13 protein-coding genes and 1 tRNA gene are annotated in these 11,139 nt (G+C 67.4%); 6 read left to right on the plus strand and 8 right to left on the minus strand.

The window, feature by feature from the left end; translation table 11 throughout:
• The first annotated feature begins 9 nt into the window (after window positions 1–9).
• From B1964_RS26845 to B1964_RS26860, 4 genes are all read left to right on the plus strand, one after another.
• Window positions 10–609, plus strand: coding sequence for a histidine kinase (locus B1964_RS26845; RefSeq protein ID WP_079931987.1), 600 nt, complete (start codon window positions 10–12; stop codon window positions 607–609).
• A 423-nt stretch (window positions 610–1,032) separates the two neighbouring features.
• Window positions 1,033–2,109: a helix-turn-helix domain-containing protein gene (locus B1964_RS26850; RefSeq protein ID WP_079931988.1), complete on the plus strand. Its 1,077-nt coding sequence runs from the start codon at window positions 1,033–1,035 to the stop codon at window positions 2,107–2,109.
• Window positions 2,106–3,167 (plus strand): AraC family transcriptional regulator, encoded by a 1,062-nt coding sequence (locus B1964_RS26855; protein ID WP_253194218.1) that lies wholly within the window; start codon window positions 2,106–2,108, stop codon window positions 3,165–3,167. The genes B1964_RS26850 and B1964_RS26855 overlap by 4 nt, the downstream gene beginning before the upstream one ends.
• 102 nt (window positions 3,168–3,269) lie before the next feature.
• Window positions 3,270–4,619: a dipeptidase gene (locus tag B1964_RS26860; protein WP_079931989.1), complete on the plus strand. Its 1,350-nt coding sequence runs from the start codon at window positions 3,270–3,272 to the stop codon at window positions 4,617–4,619.
• Between the two features lie 5 nt (window positions 4,620–4,624).
• Here the strand turns inward: B1964_RS26860 and B1964_RS26865 are convergent, their stop codons facing one another.
• The 3 genes from B1964_RS26865 to B1964_RS26875 form a co-directional block, all read right to left on the minus strand.
• Window positions 4,625–5,680 carry an acyl-CoA dehydrogenase family protein gene (locus tag B1964_RS26865; RefSeq protein ID WP_079931990.1) on the minus strand — a complete coding sequence of 352 codons (1,056 nt, stop codon included), beginning with the start codon at window positions 5,678–5,680 and terminating at the stop codon, window positions 4,625–4,627.
• A 72-nt stretch (window positions 5,681–5,752) separates the two neighbouring features.
• Entirely contained in the window at window positions 5,753–6,421 is a 669-nt protein-coding gene (locus B1964_RS26870) for a lipocalin family protein (RefSeq protein ID WP_079931991.1), read from the minus strand.
• 107 nt (window positions 6,422–6,528) lie between these two features.
• Entirely contained in the window at window positions 6,529–6,972 is a 444-nt protein-coding gene (locus tag B1964_RS26875; protein ID WP_079931992.1) for a hypothetical protein, read from the minus strand.
• 180 nt (window positions 6,973–7,152) lie between these two features.
• Here B1964_RS26875 and B1964_RS26880 point away from each other — a divergent pair.
• Window positions 7,153–7,226 (plus strand) — tRNA-Pro (locus B1964_RS26880).
• A gap of 96 nt (window positions 7,227–7,322) precedes the next feature.
• Here B1964_RS26880 and B1964_RS26885 read toward each other — a convergent pair.
• Entirely contained in the window at window positions 7,323–7,514 is a 192-nt protein-coding gene (locus B1964_RS26885) for a hypothetical protein (RefSeq protein WP_006373134.1), read from the minus strand.
• 55 nt (window positions 7,515–7,569) lie between these two features.
• Between B1964_RS26885 and B1964_RS26890 the strand changes: the two genes are divergently transcribed.
• The gene (locus B1964_RS26890) at window positions 7,570–8,358 is read left to right on the plus strand and encodes a crotonase/enoyl-CoA hydratase family protein (RefSeq protein ID WP_079931995.1); all 789 of its coding nucleotides are present in this window, start codon (window positions 7,570–7,572) and stop codon (window positions 8,356–8,358) included.
• Window positions 8,359–8,373: 15 nt separating this feature from the next.
• On the opposite strand, the gene B1964_RS26895 is transcribed toward B1964_RS26890, so the two are convergent.
• From B1964_RS26895 to B1964_RS26910, 4 genes are all read right to left on the minus strand, one after another.
• The gene (locus tag B1964_RS26895; protein WP_006373136.1) at window positions 8,374–8,778 is read right to left on the minus strand and encodes a hypothetical protein; all 405 of its coding nucleotides are present in this window, start codon (window positions 8,776–8,778) and stop codon (window positions 8,374–8,376) included.
• Window positions 8,779–8,870: 92 nt separating this feature from the next.
• The gene (locus tag B1964_RS26900) at window positions 8,871–9,566 is read right to left on the minus strand and encodes a haloacid dehalogenase type II (protein WP_079931993.1); all 696 of its coding nucleotides are present in this window, start codon (window positions 9,564–9,566) and stop codon (window positions 8,871–8,873) included.
• Between the two features lie 13 nt (window positions 9,567–9,579).
• Window positions 9,580–10,578 (minus strand): metallophosphoesterase, encoded by a 999-nt coding sequence (locus tag B1964_RS26905; RefSeq protein WP_079931994.1) that lies wholly within the window; start codon window positions 10,576–10,578, stop codon window positions 9,580–9,582.
• Window positions 10,579–10,649: 71 nt separating this feature from the next.
• Window positions 10,650–11,139, minus strand: a 490-nt coding sequence (locus tag B1964_RS26910; RefSeq protein WP_139765890.1) for a PASTA domain-containing protein, incomplete at its 5' end; no start/stop codon positions are given.

An 11,139-nucleotide genomic window follows, 5' to 3' on the forward strand; every position in this document is an offset into this window, starting at 1 on the left:
GGTTAGCGTGTGGGCGTGGAGTACTGGGGAGTCATGGCGGGGATCGGATTGCTGGCCGTGGTCGTCGCGGGCATTGCCTTCGTCCGCTACCGCGATCGGGAAACAGAACAGTTACGACGCGGCGCGTCGTTGGCGGGTGAATTACGTGCCCTGGCCGCCGGGGATGCGGTGCGACTGGCCGCGGTCGAGGAGTACGAGACCTCGCTCTATCAGCGACTGTTCTACGTCTCGACGGTGTCGCCGCGGGTTCGCAGCGCCGTGTGGTGTCTGCTCGCGGCGGTCCTCTCGGCCGCCGGTGCGTTGGCGACACGCGGTGACGGTCTGGCGTTGACGATCGTGCACTGGGCGGCGTTGTTCCTCGCGGTCCTCTTCGCGCTCGCGACACTGTTCTTCGCGGGTCTGGCCGCATTCCACGCGGCCACCACCCCGCGCGTGTCCTTCGCCGAGTCCTATGCGAGCGACAGTGCTGCTGGTTCCGACGCCGCAGATTCCGGTGCAGCAGGCCCTGATACCGCCGTCTCGGACGCTGACACACCGGCGGACGCCGACGCGCCGGCTACCGAAAAGACGACCGCCGAAAAGACGACCACCGAACAGACGGCCACCTAAAAGGCCTCACCCACCCTCATGACTTGTCGAGTTCCGTGAATTCGTGCATCAATCCGGGACAATAATCGGACAATTCGTGCCATGTTGTGGCACTTTCGCTGCGCCGTCGGTCCGATGTCGTGGTCGGTTGACAAGGTGCCGCGCACCGTCATCCGTTCGGGGGAAGCCTGCCGGATTCCGTGCTTCTCACCTGCGCTTTCGGCGCTTCGCGCCTGTGCTGCGCCCCGGTCCGAGACGGGCCGTGAGGGGTATGTGAGAGTTCCCTTTCCACGGTTCCACGCTGGTGGAGAAAGCTCGTGGTGGTGCGGTTGGATATCGCCATGACGCTCCGTGTGCCGAGGCTGGTCAAGAGTCACGGCAAGGACCGCCCGCGCACCACTGGGCTGCGCTGTGGGATGCAGCGACGGGAGAGAGGCGGGAACGGTGACGACGCGCGAAGGGTCGGCTGAGCCCGAGTCCGAGGGGCTGGCACCGGCCGCGGTGCAGTCGTGGCTGGCGCGGATCGGCGCCGACGACCTCCTCGGTGCCAACCCGACGCGCTACATCCGGCGCAGCGGCGCCGAGGGAATCGCCAACTACATCCCGGCACTGCAGATCACCACCGACGATCCGGGCGGGTTCGACGAGATCGCCTTCTGGCGACCCCTGCCCGGGATGTTGGTCTACGCGCTGATCCGGACCCCGTCCACCATGACGCGCACCCCGGAGATCATCGCCGAGTACCCATCGCCCTATGTCGTGGTCGGCACACAGTCGATGCCCGGTGGGGGCACCTTCACCCAGGCCGGCAGCAGCCACCCCTATCGGGCGCCCGCGCACATCGTGATCTTCGACAACAACGAGCCGTACCAGCAGACCTCCGAGGAGGTCGCCGATCTCGCAGGTGTCTGGATTCCCGTCGAATCACTGGGCAGCGACTTCGTCGGCGTCCCGATCGCTCCCGTGGTCACCGGGACGCCGTTGGCCTGTGCGGCTGCGGCGTTCATTCGCAACTTCGCGGTCGACGTCGCCGCACGCGGTGCCGATGTGGACCCCGACACGGAACTGGCCGTGATCGACCTCGTCCGGGCGATACTCGCCCGCAGGCAGGCCGATCAGTCCGACCGCGTCTGCACCGACCCGGTGTACGTGCGCGAGGCCACGCGGGCATTGATCGATCATCATTTCCGAGATCCGGAGTTCAGCGCGGAGACGATCGCGAAGACCCTGCACATGAGTCGGCGACATCTGTATCGCTACTTCGGCGACACCGATGACTCGCCGGCCACGATGATCGCGACGCGCCGCCTGGAACGCGTGCGCGAACTGCTGGCCTACCGCGAGGGTGCGGGCCTGGATTCGATCGCCGCCGCATCTGGCTTCACATCAGCGGCGACCTTGCGCAATCGATTCCGTGCGGCATTCGCCGTCACTCCGAACGAATACCGTCGCTCGCTCGCCGACAGCCGACGTGCGAACACTGATGGTGCGGGACGTGGTGACCCGGGGGAGGGTTCGTGACGGGCGCCCTCCCCGGACTCGATCCGCGGCTGGTGGCGCGTTGGCGACGCGAGGTCGGACTTGCGGGTGACGACGCGGGCGATGCGGTACGTCTGCGTGGGCGGGCGGGCGCGTCGACACTCGGGTGCGCGCGAGTCGTCGGCGACGCGAGGACCTTCGATCTCGTTCTCGCGGCGCGGCCCTTGCGTCACCTGCATGCGTACTGTGCGCTCGTCGCGCCGGGTGTGTTCGAACAGGATGGACGACACCGAGATCACCGACGCACGGTCGACTCCCAACCCGGTGTTGCCGTTCTGGTCACCCGTTTCTCCGGGTCGATCACCATCCGTCGCGGCGAGGAACAGACCACGTACGGTCCCGGACAACTCGTCGTGTACCCCTTTGTGGAGCCGGCGGTGATCGAGGTCACCACCCCGGCGGACCCGGCCGGGGTGGTGATCCCCGTCGAGAGTCTGGGCGAGGAGTTCGGGCGGCGAACCGTCCGCGTCCAGACCCTGCTGAGCCGGGCCACCGCGCAGTTCGTGCGCGAACTGGCCCTCTCGTCGCTGACACAGGCGCCGTCGTTCGATCCCGACGTCGAACTGGCGGCGATCGATCTCGTGCGCGCCGTTCTCGACAACCAGCGCACAGATCTGTTTCGGGTCCGCGACAATTCGCTGGTGATGCGGGCGGCGGTCGACGACCTCATCGCACGCCGCCACACCGACCCCACCTTCGGTGTCGCCGACATCGCCCGGGAACTCAACATCAGCCGGCGTCATCTGTACCGGCATTTCACCTACTCGTCGAAGTCGTTGTCGGACTTGATCTCCGAGAAGAGAATCGCCCGTGCGCAGGGTCTGTTGGTGGCGCCGCAACGACACACGTTCGCCGAAATCGCCGCAGCCAGCGGATTCGGCTCGGCCGCCACCCTGCGCAGCAGATTCCGGACCGAACTCGGTCTGACCCCGGCAGAGTATCGACGGCAGATGACCGTCGTCGCCGACTCGAAGCCGCCGACGAGGAGGCCGGGACGGCCGATCCTCGATCCCGCCGAGGACTCCGCAGCCCAAGGCTGATCGCCGCGCCACCCGCCCGCACGACGGGATAACTTGGGGACACGACCTCGCCGCGCGGGCATGCGTGTGGCGTCGAGGCGGCCGACGACGAGAGGACCCGACGTGACCGACGATGCGATCGCAGACCGCGTGCACGATCTGATGGGAAGGGCGCGCACGGATCTCGCGGAGATGGTGGCCTTCGAATCGGTCTACGACCCCGCCGCGCCCGCGCCCGCCGACTGCGCACGGATGGTCGACTGGCTGCAGGAGACCTTCACCGAGGCCGGCGTATCCGACGTCGAGGCGCACGTCACCGCCGACGGATCGCAGGCGGTGACCGGACACATCCCCGGACCGGCCGACGCACCGACGGTGCTGCTGTACTTCCACCACGATGTGCAGCCGCCCCTCGACGCCGATGCGTGGGACTCACCGGCGTGGACGCTGACCGAACGCAACGGCCGCTGGTACGGCCGCGGCGCGGCCGACTGCAAGGGCAATATCGCCGTGCACCTGACCGCGCTGCGGGCCATCGGCGACGACCTCGGCGTCAACGTCAAGATCATCGGTGAGGGGTCCGAGGAGCAGGGCTCCGGCGGCATCGAGGATTTCGTTCCCAAGAACCCCGACCTGTTGCGCGCCGACGCGATCCTCATCCTCGATTCCGGCAACATCGAAGTGGGCCGCCCCACTCTGACGACCAGTCTGCGTGGAATCGCCAACGTCGTCGTCAGCGTCGAAACTCTCTCCTCAGCAATGCATTCCGGGATGTTCGGAGGTGCGGCGCCGGATGCGCTCGCCGCCCTGATAGCCATGCTGGCCACGCTGCGTGACGATGCGGGCAACACCACCGTCACCGGGCTCGACTCCGATCAGGTGTGGACGGGCATCGATTACCGAGCGAGCCAGTTCCGGAAGGACGCAACGGTTCTCGACGGGGTCGGGGTGCTCGGTTCGGGATCGATCGCGGAGATGGTGTGGGCCCGCCCGGCGGCGACCGTGCTGGGTATCGACTGCCCACCGGTGGTCGGCTCGTCGGCGTCGGTCGTCCCGCGGGCCCGTGCGCGCATCAACCTGCGTGTGCCACCCGGCATGGATCCGGCGGCCGCCCAGGATGCGCTGATCGCCCACCTGCACGCCGTCGCGCCGTGGCATGTGCGGGTGTCGGTGGAGCGTGAGGCGATCGGAGCGCCGTTCTCGGGTTCGACCGATGGGCCTGCTTTCGAGGCGATTTCGCGGTCGTTGAGCACCGCCTACGGAGCCGAGGTCGTGCAGCAGGGGCAGGGGGGATCGATCCCGCTGTGTACCGTGCTGCAGAACACCTTTCCCGACGCCGAGATCATGCTGTTCGGGGTCGAGGAACCGCGCTGCCTGATCCATGCGCCCAACGAGAGCGTCGACCCGTCCGAGATCGAGCACATGGCGCTGGCCGAGGCATTGTTCCTGCGGGACTACGGCTCTGCGCGGTGAGCTGATCAGCTCCCGCTGAACCGCTGCACCAGAAGATCTTTCACCTGCGGGCGACTGGCTGCGACGAGGGTGAACATGGATTCGCGGGCCAGGCGTTGTGCGTCGTTGCCGGACAGCAGGGCGCGGCCACCGTCGGCGGAGACCAGCGCGGCGGCGGCGTCGACGGCGAGACGGGCGGCGTCGGCGCGCGCGTCGATCATCGGCCCGGGGTCACCGGCGCCGAGCGCGTTGTCGAGGCGCGCGCGGACCTCGCCGGCCCGTTCCCGAAGCGTCCGAGCGGCTTTCACCTCGCTGCCGCGTTCGAGCAGGGCGGTGGCACGACGCAGGATGCCGAACGGAAGGGTGCCGTTGATGCGTAAGCCGGTGATCTGGGTGGCGAAGAATCGCTCGAGGCTGACGCGAGAGACGATGTCGGCGTCGTCGACCCGCAATCCCTCCACTCTCAGGAACACCGTCCGCGTTGCGTTGCACACCGACAGGTGGGTCGGGGTCACCGCGATCCTCGGAACCGGTTGGGTGATATCGACGATCGCCGCGATCACGTCGTCGGTCTGCACATCCCGGGCCGAGATCTGCAGGATGTGCACGATGCCCCAGCCGCTGACGAATGGTGCGTACCCGTCAAGAATCCAGCCGCCTTCGGTGCGCGTGGCCGTCATCCGGGGCGGGGTCGGGACGACACCCGCGTAGGCCACTCCCGCCCGGACCCGGCCGGCGACGGTCGCATCGAGATACCGATCCTGCAGGATCTCGTTGTCGGTGCCCGACAACGAGATGACCACCCCGTGATGCTGCAACCAGGTGAACGCGGTGGGTAGGCATCCACTCGCGAGCACCTCCCCGATCTCCAAGACGGTGGTGAGTTCGAGTGGCGGATCGCCGGTGACCAGTCCATAAAGCCCGGCGTCGGCGAGCTCGCGCCAGTGGGAGTCGGGAACAATGCTGCTGTGGTCGACGTCGCCGGCCGCGGGGTAGAGGACCTCGTCGGCGATGCGGTAGGTGTCGGCGAGGAGTTGTTCGACGCGCCCGGATCGGGCCGGGTCACCGGTGGTCGCGGTCACCCGTCCACAGTAACGCCGTCGCACCGGCTGCAGAGCGATGCAGCCGGTGCGAGAACGAACGGAATCAGTCGATCAGACGGTGCACAGCGGCGAGTAGTCCGAGCGTCCGCCGGTCGTCGGTGAGATCAGGAAGGTGCACGAATTGAATCCCGCGGCCTCGGTGCGGCGCTTGAGCATCCGCAGCTGATCGGTGGTGAGCACCTTCTCGCGGCTCAACACGAATCCGGACAGCCGCGTCGGATCACCGACGATCGCGAACTGGTACGGCTCGGTGCTGTTCGCGCCCGGCCCGGTGGCATCGCGGCCCTGTCCGTCGCCGACCCAGGTCACGATGTAGTTGGGGTTGTTGCCCGGGTTGATGGTGTTGGGTACGCCCGGAAAGGTCACCACCAGTTGTGCTTTGGTGACCGGATCGATGACGGTCGCCTTGCCCTTGATGCCGTCGGGCTGACCGGTGAACGAGGTGCACTTGTTATCGACGCCGATGGTCGTCGCGTTGATCTGGGTGTAGGTGGCGTTGGTGTCCTTCGCGCAGCGCACACCGAAGAACGACGGGATGGTCGCCTGCTGCCACCACGTGCCGAGATATCGCGTGACGTCGAGCTTGGCGACCGGCTTGAGGGGCGCGGCGTCGGCGGTCGCGGTGGTGGCGATCAACGCCACCACGGCCCCGAGGACGGCCAGGAGCGGCACGAGGAGGCGGACGGTTCTGCGAGTGTGTGGCATGCGCGGGAGCGGCATGGTCGGGAATCCCTTCGGTCGTCGGTACCGGACGAGCGGTGATTCGCCGCCGACCGCGGTCCCGGATGGGTAGGGAACCGCCGTCCTGCGTCCGGTCCCGCGTCGGCTCAGCGTCGGGCTGTACGACCGTGCGTCACTTGGCGCGGGTTCCACGAGCAGACCGCCCAGATCAGGATGACGTCGAGGGCGATGATGAGGATCGACCATGCGGGGTAGTGCGGCAGCCACAGGAACTGGGTGATGATCGACAGCGCGGCGATGATGATCGCCGCGACCCGCGCCCAGTCGGCGCCGATGGCCAGCCCACCCGCGATGATGACCGCCAACACGCCGATGACGATGTGAATCCAGCCCCAGGCCGTCAGATTCAACTCGAAGACGTAGTCCTGGCCGAGGACGAGAAGCGTGTCTTTGTTGAGTGCCGAGATCCCGACGAAGACCGAGATCACCCCGGCGACGAACAGCAGAGCCGCCGCGACGATCGTGAGGCCGAAGGCGAAACCCTGTTTGACGGCCGACTCGGCGGCCTCGTCGTCGAACCTCTGGCTCATCACAGCCATCCCTTCCGTCGTTTTTGCGCGATTCGTGAATCAGCGTAATCGGATTCCCGGCGCCTGTTCGTCGCTTTCGCCCAGTGGGTGCCCACGGGTGGCCGCAGCCCCCGTTTTGGTGGTCTACCAGGCGATTTAGTACCCGGGCATCATCGGGGGTAAGCTATCGCAGGTTGCACACGGGGTGTGGCGCAGCTTGGTAGCGCGCTTCGTTCGGGACGAAGAGGTCGTGGGTTCGAATCCCGCCACCCCGACGCAAGGTTGAGATTGCAGAAGAGGCCCTGGCCAGGAGAAATCCTGGTCAGGGCCTCCTCGTTTTGCTGACGTGCCGTGATGCCGCGCCCATCACCTCACCCGTTGCCGGCACCCTCGGAATCGTCGAAGAACGCCCAGTCGCCGTCGTGCTCGACCTCCATGCGCCAGCCGAGCTCGGTGTTGTCGGCTTTCTGGTCGATGAACCAGGCGTGCGCGTCGTCGGCGTTGTCGATGTCGCGGGTGGCGACGACGGAACCCTTGGGATTGATCACTCGATAGTTGGCCATGGGCCTCGGGTACCCGCTCAAGGGCGGATCGAATCATCTCAGCGGTCGTGGGGGCATGATCGGAGTGGTGAGCACTCAGACGATCCTCGAACGTTCCGACGGGCCGGTGCGGATTCTCGGCCTCAACAGACCCGAGCGGCGCAACGCCGTCGACGGGCCGACCGCGCAGGCGCTCGCCGACGCGTTCCGTCGTTTCGACGCCGACGAGGGCGCGTCGGTGGCCGTGCTCTACGGGGAGGGCGGAACCTTCTGCGCGGGAGCCGATCTCAAGGCCATCGCGGACGGCAGCACCCGTAATCGGGTGGAGGCCGACGGAGACGGGCCGATGGGACCGACGCGACTGCGACTGGGCAAGCCGGTGATCGCCGCCATCTCCGGACACGCGGTCGCGGGCGGATTGGAACTGGCGATCTGGGCCGATCTACGGGTCGCCGACGACGACGCGGTGCTCGGCGTGTTCTGCCGACGCTGGGGAGTACCGCTCATCGACGGCGGCACCGTCCGGTTGCCGCATCTCATCGGGTCGAGTCGGGCGATGGACCTCATTCTCACCGGCCGCGCGGTGCCGGCGCGTGAAGCTTTCGACATGGGGCTGGTGAATCGGCTCGTGCCGTCCGGGACGTCCCTGGAGCGGGCGGTGGAACTGGCGCATGAACTCGCCGCGTTCCCGCAGACCTGCCTTCGCCACGACCGGCTCTCGGCGCTCGAGCAGGAAGGCATGGCCGAACCCGACGGCATCCACAACGAATACCTGCACGGCCTGCAGTCGATCCAGGCCGATACCGTCACCGGGGCAACACGATTCGCGCAGGGCGCGGGACGACATGGGACGTTCGGGGATTGACGCCGTGCTATGGCCTCAGTCGGTCTGCCAGGTACAGACCGCCCAGATCACGACGAGGTCGACGGCGATGATGAGGATCGACCACCACGGGAAGTAGGGAATCCAGAGGAAATTGGCGATGATCGACAGCGACGCGATGATCACCGCACTCACGCGGGCCCAGGTCGCGCCGACGAACATGCCGAAGGCGATGAGGATTGCGATGATGCCGAGGATGATGTGGATCCAGCCCCACGTGGTCAGGTTGAGCTGGTAGACGTACTGCGGGCCGACGACGAACAACTCGTCCTTGACGACGGCCGAAATGCCCTCGGCGAGACCGATGATGCCGACGACGAGCAGGAGTGCGGCGGCGCCGATCGTGGCTCCGCCGGCGAACCCCTGGCGGACCGGGTGATGGTGAGAATCGGGTGACGTCATCACGAGCCTTTCGGGAGTGACTGCGTCGTGATCGTCACATGCGAACGGCGCCGGTCACATCACCCGAAAAGGATGAAACGCGCGTGCACCCCTCAGCACCCCAGCTGATCGGCCAGGTCGTCGAGGTCTCGGGCGTGAAGGTCATTGTCCGGCGAGCCCGAATCGTCTTTGAGCGCAGGGTCACCCCACTCGAGGGGACGCTTGATGAAGGCCGACCGTAACCCGTGGGAGCGGGCGGCGTCGAGATCGGATTGGTGGGTCGCGACCATCATCACCTCGTGGGGCCGCGCTTCCATCAGTCCGGCCAGCCCGAGATAGGTCTGCGGCGCCGGCTTGTAGTGATGCCACAGATCCGAGCCGCCGATGAAATCCCAGCCGAAGCCGTTGCGTTTGGCCATCTCGGTGAGCAATGCGACGCTCCCATTACTCAACGCGCACACCGTGAATCGACGTCGCAGACGAGCCAGGCCGCGCGCCGAGTCCGGCCACCCGGGGATCTCGCGCCAGGCGTGCACGAGGTGGGCGGCACGGTCGGCGCCGATCGCGACGCCGAACTGTGCGGCGACCTCGGCCAGGGTGTCGGCCTGCAGGTCGTCGAGTCCGCGCCAGCCGGTCTCACCGGCCTCGACGCGAGCGATGGCGGGAGAGTAGCGGGCTCGCCACTGCCGCGCGAACTCGACCGCGTCGACCCCGGGCACGGAACGCGCCACTGCGGCGCTGATACCGCCGAGCCAGTCGGTGACCGTCCCGAAGGTGTCGAATGCCAGGACGCGAGGAGGCGTCGACATTGCCGGCATCGCGTCAGCGCGCGTCGGTGGCCAACTGCGGCAGCGAGTGGTCCTCGTCGAATTCGGCGTCGCCGTGAGAGACCGGGGTGAGGGTGAGCAGACTCGCCTCGGGCCGGCAGCAGAACCGTGCCGGCACATACGGCGAGGTACCCAGACCTGCGCTGACGTGCAGCTTCATCGTCGACCCCCAGGCCGAGGCGCCCTTGACCCGGGAGCGATCGAGGTGGCAGTTGGTGACGAGCGCACCGACGAGCGGCAGACACAGCTGGCCGCCGTGGGTGTGCCCGGCGAGCACGAGGTCGTATCCGTCTTCGGCGAAGCGGTCGAGGACCCGTGGTTCGGGTGAATGCGTCAGACCCAGACGCAACTGGGCGAGCGGATTGGGCCGTCCGGCGATGGTGTCGTAGCGGTCGCGTTCGATGTGCGGGTCGTCGACACCTGCCGCGACCACCCGCACCCCGCCGACCTCGAGTTCGCGCACCGAGTGCGTGGCGTCGAGCCAGCCACGCTCGACGAACGCGGCCCGCAGATCCTGCCACGGCAGGGGATCGCCGTGCGTGCGCTTGTGTTCGGTCTTGAAGTATTTCAACGGATTCTTCGGTGTCGGACCGAAGTAGTCGTTCGACCCGAACACGAAAAGGCCGGGGCGCGAAAGCAATCCGCCGAGGGACTGGATCACCGCGGGCACCGCCTGCGGATGCGCCAGGTTGTCGCCGGTGTTGATCACCAGGTCCGGTTCGAGCGCTTCGAGTTCGGACACCCAGGCCTGCTTGAGTCGCTGGTTGGGCATCATGTGCAGGTCGCTGATGTGCAGGACCCGCAACGGGGTGGCGCCGGGTTCGAGCACCGCCATCGTGGTGTGACGCAAGGTGAATGCGTTGCGCTCGATCAGCGTCGAGTAAAGCAGTCCGGCAGCGGCCGCCCCCGCACCGACGGCAAGCGTCCGTGCTGCCGTCGACGTGGGGAGAAGGCCGTCCACGCGCCAGGACCGGGTCGAATCGAGGATGGACATTTTCTCAGGATACGCGCCGCCCGAGGGCACGCGTCAGGGTCGTGACGGACAACCCGTCCGGCGACTCGACCTCAGCCGGGCAGATCGATCACCACCGGCCCGACGCCGGGTACCTGCACCGTCGTCTGGGTCGGGCCGTTGCTGCCGCCCGCGGACTGACGTCCGTTGCTCACGTAGATCGTGATCGTGCTCCCCGGCAACGCCGAGTCCGACGGTGCGGTGAACACCACCGTGCCCTGCGGGCGCGGGGAGTCGATCTCGAGCTGGGTGACCTTGAAGCCGGCAGCCTGCAGCCGGGCGGTCGCGTCGCTGGCGGTCAGACCGGTGACGTCGGGGACCCGTCCGCGACTGTTGCCGGACACGTACTGCGGATCCTGCGGTGGCAGGCTCGTCGGCCCGAACTTGTTCGCGACCGGCAGGACCGCCGAATACCAGGTGCGTGCCGGCTCGTATCCGCCGTAGAGGTTGCCGTCGTAGCAGGACCGCAGCGGGCTGGTGCAGATGCCCTCCGGGTTGGGACCGTCGCTGTAGACGTAGACCGACCCGGCGATGTTGTTGGTG

The organism is Gordonia sp. i37, from assembly GCF_002043085.1.
GTDB lineage: Bacteria > Actinomycetota > Actinomycetes > Mycobacteriales > Mycobacteriaceae > Gordonia > Gordonia polyisoprenivorans.